At 51.4% G+C, this 20124-nt stretch carries 17 protein-coding genes and 1 pseudogene; 8 read left to right on the top strand and 10 right to left on the bottom strand.

Going from position 1 to position 20124, the window contains the following annotated elements:
- Nucleotides 1–14: 14 nt before the first annotated feature.
- From NUV89_RS08705 to NUV89_RS08680, 6 genes are all read left to right on the top strand, one after another.
- The gene (locus NUV89_RS08705; protein WP_017736202.1) at nt 15–1271 is read left to right on the top strand and encodes an efflux RND transporter periplasmic adaptor subunit; all 1257 of its coding nucleotides are present in this window, start codon (nt 15–17) and stop codon (nt 1269–1271) included.
- A gap of 24 nt (nt 1272–1295) precedes the next feature.
- A complete protein-coding gene (locus NUV89_RS08700) occupies nt 1296–4451 on the top strand; it encodes a CusA/CzcA family heavy metal efflux RND transporter (RefSeq protein ID WP_017736203.1) in 3156 nt (1051 codons plus the stop codon).
- A 156-nt stretch (nt 4452–4607) separates the two neighbouring features.
- Nucleotides 4608–4934: a DUF2790 domain-containing protein gene (locus tag NUV89_RS08695; protein ID WP_017736204.1), complete on the top strand. Its 327-nt coding sequence runs from the start codon at nt 4608–4610 to the stop codon at nt 4932–4934.
- Nucleotides 4935–5564: 630 nt separating this feature from the next.
- Nucleotides 5565–5984 (top strand): GtrA family protein, encoded by a 420-nt coding sequence (locus NUV89_RS08690; protein ID WP_081609224.1) that lies wholly within the window; start codon nt 5565–5567, stop codon nt 5982–5984.
- Nucleotides 5950–6933 (top strand): glycosyltransferase family 2 protein, encoded by a 984-nt coding sequence (locus NUV89_RS08685; RefSeq protein ID WP_026136730.1) that lies wholly within the window; start codon nt 5950–5952, stop codon nt 6931–6933. The genes NUV89_RS08690 and NUV89_RS08685 overlap by 35 nt, the downstream gene beginning before the upstream one ends.
- A complete protein-coding gene (locus tag NUV89_RS08680; protein ID WP_017736207.1) occupies nt 6927–8327 on the top strand; it encodes a glycosyltransferase family 39 protein in 1401 nt (466 codons plus the stop codon). Before NUV89_RS08685 ends, NUV89_RS08680 begins: the two co-directional genes overlap by 7 nt.
- Before the next feature lie 240 nt (nt 8328–8567).
- Here the strand turns inward: NUV89_RS08680 and NUV89_RS08675 are convergent, their stop codons facing one another.
- From NUV89_RS08675 to NUV89_RS08650, 6 genes and pseudogenes are all read right to left on the bottom strand, one after another.
- Complete coding sequence (locus NUV89_RS08675) at nt 8568–8789, bottom strand: hypothetical protein (protein WP_026136731.1); 222 nt, start codon at nt 8787–8789, stop codon at nt 8568–8570.
- 735 nt (nt 8790–9524) lie between these two features.
- Nucleotides 9525–10943 (bottom strand): heavy metal sensor histidine kinase, encoded by a 1419-nt coding sequence (locus NUV89_RS08670; protein ID WP_257780979.1) that lies wholly within the window; start codon nt 10941–10943, stop codon nt 9525–9527.
- A complete protein-coding gene (locus NUV89_RS08665) occupies nt 10940–11614 on the bottom strand; it encodes a heavy metal response regulator transcription factor (protein WP_017736210.1) in 675 nt (224 codons plus the stop codon). Before NUV89_RS08665 ends, NUV89_RS08670 begins: the two co-directional genes overlap by 4 nt.
- Nucleotides 11615–12181: 567 nt before the next feature.
- Nucleotides 12182–13087, bottom strand: coding sequence for a cation diffusion facilitator family transporter (locus NUV89_RS08660; protein WP_026136732.1), 906 nt, complete (start codon nt 13085–13087; stop codon nt 12182–12184).
- Between the two features lie 641 nt (nt 13088–13728).
- Nucleotides 13729–13953 carry a transposase gene (locus NUV89_RS08655; protein ID WP_153326449.1) on the bottom strand — a complete coding sequence of 75 codons (225 nt, stop codon included), beginning with the start codon at nt 13951–13953 and terminating at the stop codon, nt 13729–13731.
- A 419-nt stretch (nt 13954–14372) separates the two neighbouring features.
- Nucleotides 14373–14682, bottom strand: a pseudogene (locus NUV89_RS08650) (transposase); the annotation flags it as partial.
- Nucleotides 14683–14864: 182 nt separating this feature from the next.
- Here NUV89_RS08650 and NUV89_RS08645 point away from each other — a divergent pair.
- Nucleotides 14865–15140, top strand: coding sequence for a hypothetical protein (locus tag NUV89_RS08645; RefSeq protein WP_017736212.1), 276 nt, complete (start codon nt 14865–14867; stop codon nt 15138–15140).
- A gap of 214 nt (nt 15141–15354) precedes the next feature.
- On the opposite strand, the gene istB is transcribed toward NUV89_RS08645, so the two are convergent.
- The 4 genes from istB to NUV89_RS08625 all read right to left on the bottom strand — a co-directional run bounded on the left by istB (nt 15355) and on the right by NUV89_RS08625 (nt 19106).
- The gene (gene istB / locus NUV89_RS08640; RefSeq protein WP_029241171.1) at nt 15355–16158 is read right to left on the bottom strand and encodes an IS21-like element ISPsy20 family helper ATPase IstB; all 804 of its coding nucleotides are present in this window, start codon (nt 16156–16158) and stop codon (nt 15355–15357) included.
- Entirely contained in the window at nt 16151–17650 is a 1500-nt protein-coding gene (istA, locus tag NUV89_RS08635) for an IS21 family transposase (RefSeq protein WP_102619021.1), read from the bottom strand. Before istA ends, istB begins: the two co-directional genes overlap by 8 nt.
- 103 nt (nt 17651–17753) lie before the next feature.
- Nucleotides 17754–17939 carry a hypothetical protein gene (locus NUV89_RS08630; RefSeq protein ID WP_017734288.1) on the bottom strand — a complete coding sequence of 62 codons (186 nt, stop codon included), beginning with the start codon at nt 17937–17939 and terminating at the stop codon, nt 17754–17756.
- On the bottom strand, nt 17940–19106 hold the full coding sequence (locus NUV89_RS08625; RefSeq protein ID WP_017734289.1) for an SAVED domain-containing protein: 1167 nt from the start codon (nt 19104–19106) through the stop codon (nt 17940–17942).
- 138 nt (nt 19107–19244) lie between these two features.
- On the opposite strand from NUV89_RS08625, the gene NUV89_RS29815 reads away from it, so the two are divergent.
- Complete coding sequence (locus NUV89_RS29815; protein WP_308220188.1) at nt 19245–19640, top strand: AbrB/MazE/SpoVT family DNA-binding domain-containing protein; 396 nt, start codon at nt 19245–19247, stop codon at nt 19638–19640.
- Nucleotides 19641–20124 lie beyond the last annotated feature (484 nt).

The raw sequence follows: 20124 nt of genomic DNA, 5'->3' as shown, positions 1-20124 counted from the left end.
CAGCAGGAGTAACAATGGACAACAAACGTAAGATCGCACTGGCGGTAGTCGCTGTGGCAGCCCTTGGATTTGGCAGCTTCGCCTGGAACTCTAGTTCTGAGCAGCCGCCAGCCAGTAATGCCGAACACGGCGCTGAGGACGGCCATGAGCATAAGAAGATTGCCGCAGCACCCGCTGAAGAGGGGGGGGATGATGGCCACGGTGAGGAGGGCCACAGCGACAGCGAAAAGGGAGAGGAGGAAGAAGGCAAGATGACGCTTAGCGCTGAGCAGATCAAGGCTGCCGGTGTCGTCCTCGAAGCTGCGGCTCCCCGTGAACTTAGCACCGTCGTGACTTTTCCTGGCGAGATACGGTTTGACGAGGACCATACAGCGCATGTCGTGCCTCGCGTACCTGGCGTTGTAGAAAGCGTTCAGGCCAACCTCGGAGAGTCGGTTAAGAAGGGGCAAGTCCTTGCGGTGATTGCGAGTCAACAGATCTCCGATCTACGCAGTGAGCAACAAGCCGCTCAACGACGTGTAGAACTGGCACGTTTGACCTTCGACCGCGAGAAACAGTTGTGGCAGGACAAAATCTCCGCCGAACAGGATTACCTCCAGGCTCGTCAAGGGTTGCAAGAGGCAGATATATCCTTGGCCAATGCTAAGCAAAAGGTCGGAGCTATCGGGGCATCGGTCAATTCTGCCGGCGGTAACCGCTACGAGCTTCGCGCGCCCTTCGACGCAGTTGTCGTGGAGAAGCACCTGACCGTCGGTGAGGTTGTCAGCGAGGCAACCAACGCTTTCATTCTTTCAGACCTCAATCAGGTGTGGGCAACCTTCGCAGTTCCTCCGAGCGATTTGGGGAAGGTTGTGACAGGCCGTGCGGTAAAGGTTTCTTCGCCTGACATGAAGGCTGAGGTGGACGGCAAGGTTGGTTATGTAGGCAGCCTCCTGGGTGAGCAGAACCGTGCAGCGACCGTTCGCGTCACGCTGACCAATCCAAATGGAGCCTGGCGACCAGGCCTTTTCGTAAGCATCGCGGTCACTTCACAGACTGATCGGGTGGCCGTAGCCGTTCCAGAATCCGCAGTGCAGACCGTTGAGGAAAAGCCTGCGGTATTCGTCAGGACCACTGAGGGATTTGACACTCGCACGGTAACGCTTGGTCGCCGTGCAGGTGGCTATGTGGAAATAACCGAAGGCCTCCAATCCGGCGCCCAAGTGGCAGCCAGTGGCAGCTTCACGCTCAAGTCCGAGCTCGGCAAGGCTAGTGCCGAGCACAGTCACTGATGCGAACTGACAGGATCATTCCACATGTTTGAACGTCTCATAAGATTCGCCATTGAGCAGCGCATCGTTGTAATGATAGCCGTGCTGATCATGGCCGGTATCGGTGTCTACAGCTATCAAAAGCTGCCTATTGATGCAGTACCAGATATTACCAACGTACAGGTTCAGGTCAACACTGCTGCTCCTGGTTACTCTCCGTTGGAAACCGAACAGCGAATTACCTTTCCAGTTGAAACGGCAATGGCTGGCTTGCCGGGCCTTCAGCAGACTCGTTCCCTTTCTCGCTCTGGACTATCTCAGGTCACCGTCATTTTTGAAGACGGCACCGACATCTTCTTCGCTAGGCAACAGGTCAACGAGCGACTGCAGGTAGCGAAGGAGCAGTTGCCGGATGGCGTAGACGCAGTGATGGGGCCTGTATCAACGGGTCTCGGCGAGATCTTCCTGTGGACTGTCGAGACTGAGAAAGGCGCTGTCAAAGAGGATGGTACGGCCTATACACCAACTGATTTGCGCGTGATCCAGGATTGGATAATCAAGCCACAATTGCGCAACGTCCGGGGTGTGGCCGAGATCAACACCATTGGTGGCTATGCCAAGCAGTACCTGATTGCTCCGGATCCGAAACGTCTGGCCACTTACAAGCTGACTCTTAATGATCTGGTCGCTGCCTTGGAAAGCAACAACGCCAACGTTGGCGCCGGTTACGTCGAGCGCAGCGGTGAGCAGTTGCTCATCCGCGCACCCGGCCAGGTAGGCAGTATCGAAGATATCGCCAATATTGTGATTACCAGTGTCGATGGCGTGCCGATTCGAGTCAGCAATGTCGCTGAAGTCAGCATCGGGAAAGAGCTCCGCTCTGGAGCTGCTACTGAGAACGGTCGAGAGGTTGTATTGGGTACGGTGTTCATGCTGATCGGCGAAAACAGCCGGACAGTATCTCAAGCTGTTGCAGCCAAACTGGCTGACATTAACCGTACCCTACCCAAGGGCGTTGTTGCCGTTACCGTCTACGACCGTACCAATTTGGTTGAAAAAGCCATATCGACAGTGAAGAAGAACCTGATTGAAGGGGCGATTCTTGTAATCGTTATCTTGTTCCTGTTCCTCGGTAACATCCGTGCGGCACTGATCACTGCCATGGTGATCCCGTTGTCCATGTTGTTCACGTTTACAGGCATGTTCAACAACAAGGTCAGTGCCAACTTGATGAGCCTTGGCGCACTCGACTTTGGCATCATTGTTGATGGGGCGGTAGTGATTGTCGAGAACGCAATCAGGCGCCTGGCTCATGCACAAAACAAGCATGGGCGGATGCTCACCAAAGCCGAGCGCTTTCACGAGGTTTTTGCAGCTGCACGGGAAGCTCGCCGCCCCTTGATCTTCGGTCAGCTGATTATCATGGTTGTGTATTTGCCGATCTTTGCACTCACCGGTGTCGAAGGAAAAATGTTCCACCCCATGGCATTTACCGTGGTGATGGCACTTGTCGGCGCGATGATTCTCTCCGTAACCTTTGTTCCTGCGGCAATTGCCATGTTCGTCACAGGCAAGGTCAAGGAAGAAGAGGGGATGGTGATGCGTATTGCACGGCAGCGTTACGCTCCCGTTCTGCAGTGGGTGCTTAAGCATAGAAGCATCGCATTTTCCGCCGCCATAGCCTTGGTCGTTCTAAGTGGTGTGCTCGCGAGCCGAATGGGCAGTGAGTTCATTCCGAGTCTGAGTGAAGGGGATTTTGCGCTGCAGGCTTTACGAGTACCGGGGACTAGCTTGACTCAGTCCGTAGACATGCAGCAGCGCTTGGAAAAAGCCGTCATTGAGCAGGTGCCTGAGGTCGAGCGAATGTTTGCCCGTACCGGCACAGCGGAAATTGCTTCCGATCCAATGCCGCCGAATATCTCAGACGCTTACGTGATGCTGAAGCCGAAAGACCAGTGGCCAGATCCCAATCGATCGCGTGAAGAGCTAATTGCTGAAGTTCAGAAAGCTGCAGCAAGTGTGCCTGGCAGCAACTATGAGTTGTCCCAACCTATTCAACTGCGCTTCAACGAACTCATTTCGGGTGTCCGCAGTGACGTGGCCGTCAAGGTGTTCGGCGATGACATGGACGTTCTAAATCGAACAGCAGCGAAGATAGCCACTGCATTAAAGGGTGTCCAGGGGTCTTCGGAGGTGAAGGTAGAGCAGACTACAGGCCTGCCTGTACTTACCATCAATATTGATCGGGAGAAGGCAGCACGTTACAGCCTGAACATCGGCGCAGTGCAAGATGCGATTGCAATCGCAGTAGGTGGTCGTCAGGCCGGCACGCTTTATGAGGGCGATCGCCGCTTCGATATGGTGGTACGTCTATCTGAAACACTGCGTACAGATGTAGCGGGGTTGTCCGGCTTGCTGATTCCCGTGCCGCCGAATGCGGCACAAGGGGCGAATCAAATCGGCTTCATTCCGCTGTCCCAAGTGGCTAGCCTGGATCTGCAGCTAGGTCCGAACCAGATAAGCCGAGAGAACGGTAAGCGTGTTGTTGTGGTCAGCGCAAACGTTCGGGGGCGTGACCTTGGTTCGTTTGTTGAAGAAGCGAGCAGTGCTCTGGCAACCGGCGTGGAGATTCCCGCTGGCTACTGGACCACGTGGGGTGGTCAGTTCGAGCAACTGCAGTCAGCAGCCAAACGTCTGCAGGTAGTTGTTCCGGTAGCTTTGCTGTTGGTCATGACGTTGTTGTTCTTGATGTTCAACAACCTCAAGGATGGCATGCTGGTCTTCACCGGGATCCCATTCGCACTCACGGGTGGCGTAGTCGCGCTTTGGCTGCGGGATATCCCGCTGTCGATCTCGGCAGGGGTCGGATTCATTGCGCTTTCCGGTGTAGCTGTGTTGAACGGTTTGGTAATGATTTCCTTTATCCGCGGACTACGTGAGGAAGGGCGTACCCTACGTCACGCAGTTGATGAAGGCGCATTGACTCGATTACGGCCAGTGCTGATGACTGCCCTTGTTGCATCCCTGGGATTCATACCTATGGCACTGGCAACCGGTACCGGTGCAGAGGTTCAGCGGCCGCTGGCTACAGTCGTGATCGGCGGTATCTTGTCCTCCACCGCACTTACCTTGCTGGTGTTGCCTGCTCTGTATCAATGGGCACATCGCAAGGATGATGACGGCGATGAAGCAGAAAGCTGATAGCCGATAAACAAAAGCCCACAACAACAGTTGTGGGCTTTTTCGTTTTTATAGGGTCGATATTTCACCTTTCAAAATTGTAAGTTTTCCGTCATGCCGGTGATGCCTATGAATTGATAAGGTTGCATCCAGTGACATTGATATCGAGAGAAACTTATGAAAAAGCTTATTGTTGCAGCTGCACTTGTTTTTTGCTCTATGACTTCGCAAGCCACTACTTTTTCGGAGAAGAAGCAGATGGAATACATCCAGGAGCACCAAAGTGCCGTGGCTGCCTACGCGAAAAAAAATAACAAGCCTATGCCAGAGATTGTCGACTATAAATACGGCATGAAGATTGATGTAGAGAAATTCGTACGTCAATCCCAGGACCCTCGTACTTGCCAGATTTATTCACGATTGATGAGCTACGAAGACCCCCAGGGTGAACTCAAGACGATTCGCTATTCTGTATTCTCGCAATGCCCGAATAACAAAAGCTGAATTTTTTGAATGGCTAGGCATTTAATAAGCGCCAGGCAATGCCTGGCGTTTTTTAAGGCGCCTGGAGTGGTACTAGGCAAAAATTGTTGCACCGACGGTGCTACTCGCCCTCAAGCCTTAATACGTTATAGCTAATATACTTGGTTGGAACACCTGCATTCAGAACGATCGAGTTCATAACATCTGGTTGACCCTCCTGATGGCTAAGCAATAGTAACTTTCCCTAGATTAACCTGATCGCAGCTTGCTCAGAGTGAGCTTTTGGTACTTAACCTTTTGAATATTTTGATATTAAGACGGCTAAAATTGGCGAGGCCGAATGATTGGGGCAGTGTATTTCTAAGACTTCGACCTGTGGAGTAAATTGGAAGCTTGTGGTATGTGGGAAATCCTAGAAGCGTACAATTGTGATTCCAGTCTCTCTGCACTAACTAATCTCTGCGATAGACAAACTTACTATGTGGTCACCCATTCAACTCGCAGCAGGGTAATGTGGGGTATCTATACTTGTGATATGGATTATCTGTTTTTTTCAAAATTGTAATTTTCGAGTCATGTTGAAGTTATTCAGCTCTGAAATCACATGTAATTTTCACTTTTTTTTCACTTTGAACTCCTTAAGCTTCGCAGATGGAAAATAAAAACTTGCCTATTGTAGCGTTATTTATTCGTTATCTAGGGGTCGGATCTATTGCAACGGGAATGCATTACTCTGTTTTCCTTGCACTGGTCGCGAGCGGGTTTGCTGATCCAGTGTTGGCCAGCGTTAGCGGAGGCGTCTTAGGCGCGTTTGTTAGCTATGTTGGTAATAAAAGGCTCTGCTTTATAGCGAAGGGAGATTGTAAGCTTCAACCCATTAGGTTTTTGCTGATTTCGTTGGCGACAAACCTCGGTAATGGAATGGGCATGTGGGTCTTAATTAAAATTGACCTGTCACCGTTTATATCCCAGATATTGGTGACGTTAATCCTAACTGCGCTCGGATTCATCGCACACCGTTTCTGGACATTCAATCATGCAGACATTACATCGGCTTTCCGAACGCCCTGATCCTTTGTTAACCATTGTGGTGCCCTGCTTTCAAGAAGAGCAAACCATTCCCGAATTTCACAAGCGCATCACCCGCGTCGTAAGGTGTTTGCCTGTCTCGTGCGAGATTCTTTATATCGACGACGGAAGCAATGACCGTACTGCAGACTTACTTCGCCACTATCAGGATGGATCTGATGTACGCTGCCTGTTCCTGAGCCGAAACTTCGGCAAAGAGGCTGCGTTAAGTGCAGGCATCGACCACGCGCGCGGTAGCGCATTGATCTTTATTGACGTGGACCTGCAGGACCCGCCTGAACTCATTACGAGCATGGTGCACCACTGGCAGATGGGTTACGACGTTGTGAACATGCAACGCGACTTGCGAACCGGCGATTCCTTGCTAAAGCGCATGAGTGCGCGCAGTTACTACTGGATCATGCAGCGACTGGTGGAGAAAGTTGATCTCCCGGCGGATGTCAGTGACTTCCGTCTGATTGGCCCTGCGCCATTGGCTGCATTGAGAGCGCTAGACGAACGCTCCAGAATTCTTAAGAGCCTGATCGGCTGGGTGGGTTTTCGTACCATAGAGCTACCCTACAATCGCACTTTTCGTCATGCGGGTAATACCAAATGGAACGCCGCTGGGCTGTTCAATCTAGCCATTGAAAGTGTTCTCAGTTTCTCTCGAAAGCCGCTGCGTATATTCAGCCTCATTAGCTTCGGCTTCTTCGTCTCCAGTATCTGTTTCCTGCTCGCAGCGCTCGTGGCAGGCTCCTTCGACATCCATCACTTGCTGCTCGGAATGGCTTCATTTATGTGCTTGGGGGTTGCCATGGTGGGCGAGTACTTGGGTGTGACGCTCGCGGAAGTCAAACGCCGACCGCTTTATTTTTTGAAGAGCAATAACAAAGCAACCCCCGTGACTATTCACCCTCCGGTTTCCTCGATCGAGAGTAAGAAATGCTGAACTTGAAAAACGAGCGGACACTGCTGTGGATCCTAATCTCGATTCTGCTTTTACGTCTTCTGGGGCTGGGAGCATATCCCCTGATGGATACGTCCGAAGCACGCTATGCCGAAATGGCACGCAAGATGGTCGAACTGAATGACTGGATTACCCCAATGTTCGATTATGGAGTACCGTTTTGGGGTAAGCCGCCACTGTCTTTCTGGACTCAGGCAGCGAGCATGAAGTTATTCGGTATCAACGAATTCGCTGCCCGATTTCCAGCTTGGCTACTTCACCTAGCAAGCTGCTTTATCATCATTAAGCTCGCGACCCAGGAGATGTCGCGCAGGGCTGGCATCTGGGGAGCCATCATCTTCTCAAGCACGACACTGGGCCTGGTATCCAGTGGTGTTGTACTGACTGACCCTGTTCTGTCGTTCTCGATACTGCTTGCTAGCTATGGTTTTTGGCGTTGGATGAAGTGTGCAGGCAAAGCGGATGCCTATCTGATGTTCTTAGGTCTTGGCTTGGGCTTACTCGCTAAGGGACCACTGACACTGGTGTTGATGGGCATGCCGGCGTTCGCCTGGATCGTCATCCACAAAGAATGGAATCGGATGATGATGCTTCCGTGGGTAACCGGGATTATTCTCATGCTCGGTATTTCTGTGCCTTGGTATGTCGCGGCCGAAATAAAGACGCCTGGGTTCATGGAATATTTTTTTGTTGGTGAACACTGGAGCCGATATGTAATTAGTGATTGGGCTGGGGACCTATATGGCAGTGCACATGCCAAGCCATATGGCACCATCTGGATCCAGCTCGGTCTGTCGCTGTTGCCTTGGGCATTTTTCCTGCCTCTAATGATTCGCAGAAGAGCATCGATGCGGCGTTTCGAGGCTTATATGTGGCTCTGGGCATTGGCCACGCCTCTCTTCTTCACGTTCTCTGGCAACATTCTCTGGACCTATCTGCTCCCGGCTCTACCCGCCTGGGCGCTGCTTCTTGCAGGGCGAATCAGTGAAGTCGGCCTTTATACCAGCCGGGCTGCTGCAGCGAGCGCTTTCCTGCTGCCAATTGTGGGCGCAGGTATCATTTACGCTGGAGTACTAGACGAACGCCCTCAAAACCAGCGAGATGTGGTTGACGCCTGGTTCAAAGCACAGTCGGCTCAATCGGGTGCCCTGATCTATCCTGGCCGTCGTTCGTATTCTTCTGAGTTTTATAGTAGGGGAATGTCCGAAAACATCAAAGATCCTGATGAGTGGCCTCGCAACAGCTTTTTCTATCTTTCCAGGCGTTTGCGCGACAGCAATGCTGATCTGCCTACAGGCCTAGGTTGCGTAAGAGTTACCGAAACGAACGCAAGCCTACTGCTTCTTTGTCGTTGGGAGAATACTGGGCCAAGATAGTGAAGATTTTGCAGCAGATGGCGTAGCGGGCTCTAATCGAAAATGATCATCCGATGAAGGACATACTCAAAGCGTGACGTTATTTCAGATTTAAAAGAACAATAAGTCTTAGAGATAATCTCTGTATCTGAGTAGTTCCGTCTATCACCGCTGGAATAGCTAACACTAAATGTAAGAAAAAGCCAGATATTAATCTGGCTTTTCGTCGATACGAATCGTCATTTTACATCTAACCGCCTATTAGTTGTCGGCTTGCTCCTGACGATCCTGACGCTCTTCCTGCTTTTCTTGAGCAACTTTCTGTTTACCTTGCTCCGAGGAGTCAGGGCCCCACAAGCGAGCCTGTTCGGCTCGGAAGTTTTCCTTGAACTGCTTAGTTCGCTCGAAACCATCTTCAGCAAACGCGAAACCTGTAAGCCCAATTAGCAGGCTGCCAATAGAGAAGTATTTTACGAATTTCATTGAAGCCTCGATATTCACTAGGTCTGCCTTGATAGCATCCTTTGTTGGTTACTAGTCTAGGATTACGAAGCTAACGGCAAGGTGAGTTAATAATTACAATTTCGTAATTTTACGCTTGGCGAGAAGGTTTAAGTCTTCCAGGCGATAACAAAAGACGATGAAGAGCTGGGGCTTTTATTAATTTTCAATTTTGATATCCGGTGCATTAACACTGTAGGCTTTTCTTGCTTGCCAAGGAGCTAATCATGTTCGTTTTAGAGCCCTGAGTGGCAGAAGTCTTTGATTTTCGCCCATGCATCAAGACTCAATTTACAGCTAAGTGAGCTTTCATTTCACATTAGGGCGCGCGACGCGGTCGGGGGGAGATCAATTGATTTTTTTCCATGAATTTACGATCTCCGCCGCATATTCCGGGGGAAGGTGCAAGAGAGAAGGTGCGGCCTCATGCCGTCGAGATCGACTTACAGTTCGAAGCATTTCAAATTCTGCAGAGTATAGCGGGGTCTCTGATCGTTGAGCGCTAGGCAAAAGCAACGGTTGCGAATTATTCGGTCTGAAGTTCAGAGACCGTCGGTTTTCTACGCGCCATGTGAGGATTCTGGCGATAGAGTTTTTTTCTCGCATAACGTCAGTGAGTCCTTGAGCACCCACGCGTCGGCTACGTCTCAGGCATTCGCACCTGCACCTAGAGCGAAGGGGGCCCATCTATAACCGGGCCTTCTTCGTTACACGGAGCTAAGCTGGCTTCATTTCTTGTTGTTTCATTTGAACTTCGGGGAAGTTAAGGTGAAACCAAGTGAAATTCTGATCCGTAACTTCCACGCTTGCCGAACCCTGATGCAAAATCATGATTGACTGAACGATAGCTAAGCCAAGACCGGTGCCACCCTCGCTTCGTGCTCGACTTTTGTCCACCCGGTAAAATCGCTCGAACAAATGCGCGTGGTGTTCCTTGGCGATCCCACGTCCCGGATTGCCAACACTCAATGTGGCGCCGTCAGCACCACGTTGAACCTTCACGTAAACCGTCCGACCACGAGGGCAGTAGCGGATCGCGTTCGAGACCAGGTTCGAGACGGCTCGCTGAATCATTATCTGATTACCATGCACCACGTCTCCACTTCCTGCGATCTGGAGCTGTATCTCACCTTCTTCGGCCGAAATGTTGAACAGATCGCAGACCCGCTGAGTTTCGTCGATTAGAGATACGCTTCCGAACTCTACCATTGACGCTGGGTGGCTGACTTGGGCTAGGAATAGCATGTCGGAAACCATCCGGCTCATGCGATGTAGCTCTTCTGTGCACGACTCTAGGACCTCTCTATACTCAGGGAGGGATCGTTCCCGGGTTAACGCGACCTGAGCTTTACCCATCAGGTTAGACAGTGGTGCCCGCAGTTCGTGAGCAAGGTCGTCAGAGAACTGCGAAAGCTGCTGAACTCCGTCGTCTAAACGCATCAGCATGATGTTAATTCCATCGGCGAGATTCTTAAGTTCTGCCGGCATCCCCTTTGTTGGAAGGCGATGCTCAAGGCTCTCGGTGGAAATCCTTGAGGCGACCTTCAGGAACTTGGTGAGGGGGAGCAGTCCTCTGCGTACAGTCCACCACCCAATTGCCAAGATCAGCATGAGAATAAGAGGCGACACCATTAATGCCCAGGTGAGCAACGCATCAAGAAGGGCATGGTTAGATGACTGGTCCATGGTCATGAATACACTAACTTCGGTTCCATCGCCTAAGCGCATGACTCGTGAGGCGCTCATTAGCGGGCGGCCCGTCGAGTCGCGCCACTCTCGCTGCTCCGCCTGTTCGGTAGGCTGGAATTTGTGCACTTCCATGTTGACTTGCTTCGAGCCTATCGAGAGCAATGGAGTTAGAGTTTGTGTCGATTCGAAGATGCTGACGTAAAGATTGTTATGCCCCATGACCAAGTCAACAAGCTGGTGGGCGTCTGCATTTACACCAGAAATAGCAGTGATTGCGGAAAGGTTGTGAGCCATGCCTGCCATTTTCACTTCGAGGTCGGTTCGGGCGTTTCTCTCAAGAGCTTGGCTCACCATCAGATAACCGAAGGTGGCGAAAAGAAGCAGCAACGCCGCACTCATCATTCCAACTTTGAATCCCACCTTCACAGCGAGGCTGAAAGGCCTCATGTACGCTCCTCCAACACGTATCCGACGCCTCGAAGTGTGTGTATGAGCTTGGTCTCAAATGGATCATCAATTTTTGAGCGCAATCTCCGGATGGCGACATCAATGACGTTAGTATCGCAGTCAAAATTTACGTCCCAGACCAACGAGATTATTTGCGAACGGGCAAGCGCTTCGCCTGTTCTGCTCATTAGTAGGTGCAGGAGAGCAAATTCCTTTGTGGTGAGATCAATGCGTGTCGCTCCTCGGCATACTCTGTGGCGCAAGGAATCCAATTCCAAATCCGCAACTATAAGTGTGCTCTTCTCGACAAGCTCATCGCCACGCCTTTGCAGTGACCGGATGCGAGCAAGCAATTCGGGGAACTCAAAGGGCTTGACGAGATAATCATCTGCACCACCATCCAAGCCCCTAAGCTTGTCATTAATGCGTCCGCGGGCAGTCAGCATGATGATGCGAACCCGGCTAGTTTTTCTGATAGTTTCCAAGAGGTCCCAACCATCGATGCCAGGGAGGTTCACATCTAGGAGTACGAGCGAATAAACAATCGTATTGAACAAGTGAAGAGCATCAACACCATTGTGTACAATGTCTACGACGTACCCGCTTTCGGATAGACCCTGCTGAATATATTCCGCGGTTTTAATCTCGTCTTCCACAACTAGTACGCGCATAACTTATCTCAAGGTGTGAGTAAGGAGTGGGCCGAGCTCTCCCTGATCGTGATTTAAGGCCAGTTTAAAGTTTCTCTGCGTGCTTGGCATGTGGTGATTTCTACCTATATCAATACGCCGTGATCAACTCAGGATGCTCAAATATTAACGCGAAATAGTGGGTTTTGGCGAAAAATTACAAATTTTTAATTTGATCGCAAGGCCACTGAAAGTTGTGGCGATTTAAATTATTGGTGCAGCATAGCTTTGATCAATCAGGTAGTTGAGCACTGCCACGACTGGCGGATGCACCAGACTATTCTGCTCGAGAGCCGCTGGATATTTTTTTGGTCAGTTCCATTGTGATTTGGCATCAATCGATCCGAGTAAAAATTATATTCCTGCTTAACGTGCCAATATTTTAGTTTTGTAACCTTCAGCTGGTGGCATTGTTGCTAACGCAACGTGACAATAAAATAATTTTTAATTGACCTGTCTCTCGACGCTAAGTAATGAGCCAAAATTAATCTAAATTTTTGGTGCTGACGCCTTCAATATTAATCCTACGATTTAATTTTTCTAGGTTGACTAGTGTGGAGGAATTGGAGTGTCCTTATGGAAGTCCGTATTCTCCATTTGAATTGTGCAATGGTGAATGTCGAACGCATGACTTACCGCATTGATTACATCTGCTAGCGCAGCATCTCGATCTACTGAGTCGCGAACTACAACGTGCGACGTCAGTACGTTGCGACCGCTACTTACAGCCCAAACATGTAGATCATGAACGTCTGTGACACCATCGACACGTAGAATCGTCGACTCGATCTCCTTAATGTTGAGGCCGCCAGGAACCCCTTCCATAAGGATTCCCAAACTCTCGCGCATTAGCTGCCAAGTGCGCGGCAGCACCCATACTCCGATCGCTACGGCGACGACCGTATCGATCCAACTCCAACCCGTAAACCGGATTATAAGTGCGGCAATTATCACGCCCAATGACCCAAGCATGTCGCTCCAAACTTCGAGATAGGCTCCCTTGACATTCAGACTTTCATTACTCGCTGAGGAGAGCAAGCGCATCGATATCAGATTTACAACAAGGCCCCCAATAGCGATCCACATCATCGCGCCGGTTGCGATCTCAGAAGGTATTAGGAAGCGTTGATAAGCTTCGTACAAAATGTAAATAGCCACCATGAAGAGCAATAGGGCGTTGAATGTGGATGCTAAAATTTCCAGGCGAGCATAGCCAAAAGTTCGTTTCTGATCTGCTGGCCGCTTGGCTATTTGAAGCGCAATCAACGAAATCATCAGGGCGGCAGTATCTGTAAGCATATGCGACGCGTCGGACAGCAATGCTAAGCTGCCAGTAATCCATGCTCCGATCACTTCAGCAATCATGAAGCTGCCTGTCAAGGCCAGTGCCATGACTAGCTTTTTCTGGTGACCTTCACTTAGCGCTGCAGCGCCATGAGAGTGATTAGATGCCACATACTTCTCCTTCCGTAACGTAGAGGACGCACACTTGCCCTGCTATGGAGCTACGTGTTTCCTAAATATAGCTTAATTAAGTATTCTGTTCGCCGACTTTTAGAAAAAATCATATTTTGGTCAGGTATAGGATAAAATAACGACTTTACGAATGCTGAGTTTTAAGCGCCATGCTAAACGGTGGCTACGTTTCAAGTGGTAGATTGCTACTGATTTTGATCATAAGGCGACTCAGGCGAAATCAAAAGGTCTAGGCGGGATTCTGTCGGGATTGTAATTACGCGGTCATCGTGTCGTTATGAGTGAGTGGCTACACTAAAATTGTCGGAAAACTTTAGGCTCTCACAGAATATTCCTGACTCCCATACGCTACCAGCCAGGATTAGGTATAAATCGCTACGTGCTTTAAATAAAGACTGGGCGTTACGCTGCTATTAAATTCTCAGAGTAAGCGATGGGCACAGTACCGCCCGCGCTATCTAGTTTTTGAAACTGTAATCCAGGGCCTTGGCGATGGCCGAACCCTCAGGCACAAGCTATCTTTGGGAGGTCATCCAGGTATGAAGTGCGTCGGTGATTGGCGTTGCTTTTCCTGCCGTATTCGCTGTCGATCACCCGGTTTCAGCTCACAGACTTCTCGTTCAACTTCGTATAAGGCCGCGATGTAGGGCAGTGCTTTTTCGGCGATCTAGCTCTTGTTGGTCGCATGCAAGTCGAAGAACTTTGCGGGCATAGGCCATGCAGCCGATCTGCGTAACGCCCAGCTCAAAGCCTGCCTTGTAGCCGGCAAAGTCATCGCAGACCAGCTTGCCGTTCCATCCGCCCAAGCAGGCTCGTGCGTGGTAAGCGGTTGGTAACCCACCCAAAGCGAAAACTCTGACGGCAACAATCTAGGCAGGCAGGAGTTCTGACTACTGAGATGCCTGACGGAATGGTAACCGTCCGGCCAAGTCACCTACCGAACTCCAGCATTAAGGGCGATGGTGCCCGCGTATTTTTAAGCGAACGCGATCACCCTTATAGCTAGGATGCCCATGTGCCAACGTAGCTCTTATGCCAACCGTTCAAAGTCCAGGTCGTCCAGAAAGCACAGTGCGGCAAGGTGTGATTGCGGGACGCTTACCGCCGATAAGCGGAAAACCCGAAAATAGTGGTTACGCGGCCATTTTCGGTTAATATTTTCTGAGTGTTTGGCGCACATTTTAAGAAATTCTTGGCGCGGTTAAGAAAATCTAGCCAACGACAGGGAAAAAAATGGGAAATCCAGTGGGTGACACCCATTAGATCAATCCGATGGAGCTACCCACTGGTGCGCCAACAACTGTCCAATTTCACTGGCCCTCTGCGTCGACAACCGCGATAGCCATACGGGTCATGTGCCGTTCATGCGCGCAGACTGAATCAGGCTCATGATTGCCGCAGCCCTTTTTCCGCTACGCAACGACCCTGCGAAGAGCCAGTTTTGCGTCCAAGCGCCATGGCCTAATTTGGTTTTCCGCCCAATTGTTATCTATGGGAACGCTCCCGTCATTGAGTTAGTGCGATAGCGCTGCCCAGCGTTTCAGGCTGTAATCGAGTGCTCTGCTGATGGCCGTAAGCGTTCGGCCAAGTCATCTTCCGAACCTCCACGGCGCTCTCGCATTCAAGCTAATCAAGTGATAAACACCATAAATATCCAATGCCACGGCAAGCAATAGGCGATCAGATGGCGCGATTTTCGATTTATAGCGGATTGATTTTGGTTGGCAACTCGTCGCTGGAGAGTGGAGATCCTCCCATGGGCGTTGCTTTCGGCCAATTCGAGCCAACCACTGGGTATCCTGCTATTCAAAACGAGTGCCGCACAAATCACTTCAACCAGTCCGGTTTGGCCCTTTCAGTAAAAACCGAAGCAGGCTTGGTTATTCCATCTATGGGAGTCGCCATTCTGGATTACGCTGAAGAGCTTCTGCCCGATTGCATCGAGATAAGTATCCTCGGCATTCCCACTGCTTTTTATGAAGAATTTTTTCCTGCCCATGTGATCAAGTACGCGCACCAATTGGCTAGGTGAGCCGCTCCATGGCGAGCAAGATGCGCCGTCTTTAGCAGGAAGGTGTGTTGGCGCTGATTGAAAACTGACCCACCCTGCCGATTGAAAATTGACCCAGGACGGATTGCTGATTTCTGTCCCAGCAATTGTGGATAAGCTTAGCAGCAGTGGGCCGATTCAAGACGCATCAACCCCCACCGCATGTAGGCATGCAGCAGGGTATTTATGGTGCGGATCAAAATGGCTCATCGTCCTCGACATCATCTCCGTCCTTGCGCTTTCGTTCCCGTGACTTGATCTTTGTCTGGGCGGCCAAGGTGCTGTGTTGTAGGCGGTAGGACTCGTTGCCCGTTTCGACGATGTGGCAGTGATGTGTCAGCCGATCCAACAACGCGGTGGTCATCTTGGCGTCGCCAAACACACTCGACCATTCCGAGAAGCTGAGGTTGGTGGTGATGACCACGCTGGTGTGTTCGTACAGTTTGGACAGCAGGTGAAATAACAGGGCACCGCCGCTTTGGCTAAAGGGCAAATATCCCAGCTCATCCAGTATCACCAGGTCTGTGCGAAGCAGTCCCTGGGCGATTCGCCCTGCCTTGCCATCGTACTTCTCACGCTCCAGCAGATTCACCAGATCCACCGTGGAAAAGAAGCGCACGCGTTTGTTGTGGGCCGTGATTCCGGATACAGCCAAGGCACTGGCCAGGTGTGTTTTCCCGGTTCCAGGGCCGCCGATGAACACGACATTCTGCGCCGTTTCAGTGAACGCTAAGCTGGATAGATCGCTGACCAGCCGGGCATCAGCGCTGGAAGCGCTGAAGTCAAAGCCAGCTAAGTCACGGTGCATGGGGAGTTTTGCCATGTTCATCTGATGATTCACCGAGCGCACCGCGCGATCCGCATGTTCCTGCTGAAGCAGATGTTCCAGCAGCCATTTCGATGAAGCCGTCGACGCTGTTCCTTGAGAGACCAGTTCTTCCCAAGCACTGGCCATGCCGTGCAGGCGAAGTTCTTTGAGTTCAGTCATTAGGTCACGCATTGCGATTCTCCTCATCGGTCGCACGGAGCCGGTCGTAGCGTGCTGTATTGGCAACAGGCGCGACCTTGAGTTGCAGGCTGGTTTCTACACTGGGAGGTAGTGCGGTGGAGGTCAGGCGGGCAAGGACATTGAGGATGTGATCGGCGCTCAGACTTCCCGATTCAAGTACCAGCTCCACCGCCACCAGCACAGGTTCGAGCCCCGCAATTGGCACAGCAGCCAGTACCTGCATCATGATTCGATCACCGTTGGTGTGACGCCTCAGTCCTCGTTTGAGAAGCCGTAACGGTTTTGGCAGATCAGCAAATGGCGCACCGTTGCGCAATGCACCAGGCTTGCGTTCGATGAGTGGGATGTAGTGCTGCCAGTCAAAACTGACCTGATCTCGATCAAAGAGGCGCTCGTGACTGGCGATCACCGTTTCGTCGGCAATGACCACGATCCGCGAAGGGTACAAACGGCTACTGACCCACTGGCCGACGCGCTCACATGGCACTGAATAGCGATTTCGCGCCACGCTGATCAGGCAGGTGCTGGAGACCCGCACGGTACGCTCGACGTAGCCATCAAATGCCGTCGGCATTGGCATCATTTCGACCTGCTCCAGCTCTAAGACCTCGGCCACCGTCAGCCCGTTGTACTGCGGATGCACCAGTTCGCTCCAGAGCGACCGGCAACGTTGGCCGAGCCAGACATTCAGTTCCTCGAAGGTGTGAAACATGCAGTTTTGAGCATCGAGCCAGATTCGCCTCCGGCTGTCCTGAACGTTCTTTTCGACGATGCCTTTTTCCCAGCCAGAGGCCACGTTGCAGAAGTCCGGATCGAACAGATAGTGCGCGCACATCACGGAAAACCGGGCGTTGACCGTGCGCCCTTTGCCTTTGTTGACCTTGTCGACAGCCGTTTTCATGTTGTCGTAGATGCCGCGACGCGGCACACCACCCAACGCTCCAAACGAACGGGTGTGGGCATCAAACAGCATCTCGTGGCCTTGGCTGGGGTACGCAACCAACCAGAATGCGCGGCTGGCACACAGCTTCATGTGGGAGACCTGGATACGTCGAAAAAGACCACCGATCAGCAGGCCTTCTTCGCTCCAGTCAAATTGAAAGGCCTCACCGAGCGCAAACGTCAGCGGTACAAAAGCGCGTAAAGACTTGCCTTGCTCGCCTCGCCAAGAGCGCACAAACGCCGTGAGCTGGCTGTAACCGCCGTCATAACCCTCGGCTTTGATCTGCTCAAAAAGTGCTTTGGCGCTCCTGCGGTTGTGTTTTGGCCGGAACGAATCGGCCTTGAGCGCCTGCTCCAGGGTCTCGTGAAAAGGGCTGAGCTTATTGAAGGTTGCGCACCGTTGGTACGCTGGCTGAATGGCTTCGGGCGCTCTGACCCATTTTCGGATGGTGTTTCTCGACAGCCCGGTACGCTTGGCTATCTGATGCAGCGAGAGCTTGTCGCGGAAGTACATCCGCCGGATTTTTCCCAACATTTCCATGCTGATCACCCTGTGTTCTCCTGCTCGAAAAGTGAGCAGAAGCAGTTGAACACCTGGGTCAGTTTTCAGTCGGCAGAAGAGCCTCTACTGGGTCAGTTTTCGGTCAGCGGCAACAGATATGGGCCTCAGCGAGCAACGGATTGTCAGAAGCCGAGAGGATTTTTTCCAGTTGGGAGTAGCGGTCGTTGATTTTTTCGTACTGCGCTTCCGACAGCGAGATTTCCCGCGCGGCGCGAAGCAGAAAATATTCCCAACTGCTGCGCTTGGTCTGTTCGTTGCTCAAAAGCATTTACATAGCCTCCTGGGCCACCGAGCCCAATTGCAGTGTTTGCGTAAACCGATCTTGGTTTTCTTTGTCCCGATCGAAGATCAGGTACGTATGTTGATGCTGCGTTGTGAGCAACGCGCCAAACTCGATGGCCAGTGCCGCAGGAATGGCAGCGAAGACGTGGATAGGATCGGGAGTCAGAGCCTCAAGCTGACTCAGTCGTATTTGGAGTGCGTCGCGAAAGGCATGAATCACCCGACGGTTCTGTACCATCGCGTAGCTTGGTTCAGGGATCGACAGCTCTGCAATACGTGCACCGGGTAGAGCGTCGGTCACGTCGCGAACTGGAACTTGTGCAGAAATGGAGAGCACCAACGCCAGTGGACCATCGCCGTTGGGTGGAGGCGTGAACAGAAAACTGGGCGGCTCAGCACACTGATCGGGCCAGCGCAAAAGATGCTCGCGGTGAAAAGAGAAGATTAAGCGTTTGGAACGATCGCCGATGCTCTGGCCCAACATCATCAAAGCTGGGATATCGGCCAAGCCTACTACTGCTAGCGCGGGCGAGTCGCCATAGGTGCCGCCCCGACGCTTGAGTTGCTGCTCCAGCTCATACTGGATGCTGTCTTTGACGTTCTGCCAATAGGCAGCGTCCCTGCCGCGCGGTCCGGGCGCAGGGAAGGCAATTTTGATGCCTTGATCGAAGGCGGTTAATCCCTCCGCAGACATCGCAGTCAATAGATCGCGAACGGGAATATCGTTGATCGTCTGGAAATGCTGACTCTGAACAATGAGAGGAATCGCTCTGCCACCATCAGGGGTCGTTGCGGCGATTCGGATGCGCTCTAGGTATGCTTGGTGTAAACCACTCAAATCATTTTCAGGATAACCGTCTGCGTCACGATCAATTTTGTCATGACAGCCTGGGCACAGGAGCATCAGGTTAGCAGTATCGTTCGTGTGCGCCTCAGCATCATGATCCGCGCGTCCCCGAGGCCCCTTGGGACTGGCGGGTAGGATATGCGCCACCTCGCCCCATTTCATTGGCTTGCCGGCACGATAGTCGAACGTTAGATCTGTGCCGCACAGTTCGCAATGACCAGCGGTCTGTGTCCATACGATCCGCTTCGTCTCATCATTCGTGTTAAAGCGCCCAATCGCGGGCTTAGCGTCTTCTGGTTCTGCCATTTCGACCTACCCCCGAGAAACATCCATGATTGAAAACGATGATGGCAAGATAAGATCATATTAAGGTCATTTGCCTCAAATTCAAGAGAGATCTGAGTGGTGACCAATGCTGAGCCAACTTCGAGCAGGACGCTTGTTTTGACTCATCGAAACGGAGTGATGGCAGCTTTCGCTTTCTGGAAAATGCTGATGGGTAATGGCGCTGACCAAAGCGTATGTTGCAGCACTTCGGGAGAGGCAGAAAATCGGCCAAAAGCAGACGGCAGTGATTATCACGCTTCAACCGGCTTAGGCATCGCGAGCATAATGAATCGTTCCTACCAAGACCAACTCGTGGAGAATATTATGATCGAAGCTCAGCGCTGGAACGTGAAATGCCAAAATCCTACAGATGGAAGTGGAGACGTCATCGTTGACTTACCTGCCGACCTACTCGTGAGCATGGGACTCAGTATCGGCGATGAATTGACCATTGAAGTGGTCGACGGAGCAATTGTTTTAACTCCTAAGTCGAAGGATCAAACTATCCCCTGAACCATTTCAGGGCTCGAGTTAAATCTCAGGTTAGCACACAGAAATTGGGGCAATCGACGGCGAAGAAAACTCTATTGGGTTAGACAAGAAACTGCGGTGCTACGCTGCAACTGGTCGATTTTTACCTGTCGCCACCCTTAGATACCTGGCTTGGGTTGGCGACCACTTAAACATTGAGAGTTGGATCGATTGATGGTGTTAAATCGTAAGCGCTCCATGAACCCCACATTCAAAGTCACCACCTGATCCCAGACGCGGTGCCCCATATTTCTCTACCTGTGGAACATAAATAGCTCACCTACCATTTTGCTGGCATAAGAATGCCAATGTTTGGCTATTTCAGTGGCACAAAAATGCCAAAATTTGGTTATTTCAATGGCACAAAAATGCCACGGAAATGCAGAAGTAAGCCCTATCTATGCTCATGTGAGCCAGTTTTGACCTGTACCGGGGGTAGGACTATTTTTGTACCGGGGGTAGAATT

It is taken from the genome of Pseudomonas sp. 18.1.10, from assembly GCF_024655625.1.
Taxonomy (GTDB): Bacteria; Pseudomonadota; Gammaproteobacteria; order Pseudomonadales; family Pseudomonadaceae; genus Aquipseudomonas.
This window is presented reverse-complemented; position numbering and strand designations above follow the sequence as displayed.

What these genes read in the sequence shown, in the direction of transcription:
- NUV89_RS08705 (WP_017736202.1), top strand. Translation starts at nt 15, where the DNA reads ATGGACAACAAACGTAAGATCGCACTGGCGGTAGTCGCTGTGGCAGCC.
- NUV89_RS08700 (WP_017736203.1), top strand. Translation starts at nt 1,296, where the DNA reads ATGTTTGAACGTCTCATAAGATTCGCCATTGAGCAGCGCATCGTTGTA.
- NUV89_RS08695 (WP_017736204.1), top strand. Translation starts at nt 4,608, where the DNA reads ATGAAAAAGCTTATTGTTGCAGCTGCACTTGTTTTTTGCTCTATGACT.
- NUV89_RS08690 (WP_081609224.1), top strand. Translation starts at nt 5,565, where the DNA reads ATGGAAAATAAAAACTTGCCTATTGTAGCGTTATTTATTCGTTATCTA.
- NUV89_RS08685 (WP_026136730.1), top strand. Translation starts at nt 5,950, where the DNA reads ATGCAGACATTACATCGGCTTTCCGAACGCCCTGATCCTTTGTTAACC.
- NUV89_RS08680 (WP_017736207.1), top strand. Translation starts at nt 6,927, where the DNA reads ATGCTGAACTTGAAAAACGAGCGGACACTGCTGTGGATCCTAATCTCG.
- NUV89_RS08675 (WP_026136731.1), bottom strand. Translation starts at nt 8,789, where the DNA reads ATGAAATTCGTAAAATACTTCTCTATTGGCAGCCTGCTAATTGGGCTT.
- NUV89_RS08670 (WP_257780979.1), bottom strand. Translation starts at nt 10,943, where the DNA reads ATGAGGCCTTTCAGCCTCGCTGTGAAGGTGGGATTCAAAGTTGGAATG.
- NUV89_RS08665 (WP_017736210.1), bottom strand. Translation starts at nt 11,614, where the DNA reads ATGCGCGTACTAGTTGTGGAAGACGAGATTAAAACCGCGGAATATATT.
- NUV89_RS08645 (WP_017736212.1), top strand. Translation starts at nt 14,865, where the DNA reads ATGGGCGTTGCTTTCGGCCAATTCGAGCCAACCACTGGGTATCCTGCT.
- istB (WP_029241171.1), bottom strand. Translation starts at nt 16,158, where the DNA reads ATGCGTGACCTAATGACTGAACTCAAAGAACTTCGCCTGCACGGCATG.
- istA (WP_102619021.1), bottom strand. Translation starts at nt 17,650, where the DNA reads ATGGAAATGTTGGGAAAAATCCGGCGGATGTACTTCCGCGACAAGCTC.
- NUV89_RS08630 (WP_017734288.1), bottom strand. Translation starts at nt 17,939, where the DNA reads ATGCTTTTGAGCAACGAACAGACCAAGCGCAGCAGTTGGGAATATTTT.
- NUV89_RS08625 (WP_017734289.1), bottom strand. Translation starts at nt 19,106, where the DNA reads ATGGCAGAACCAGAAGACGCTAAGCCCGCGATTGGGCGCTTTAACACG.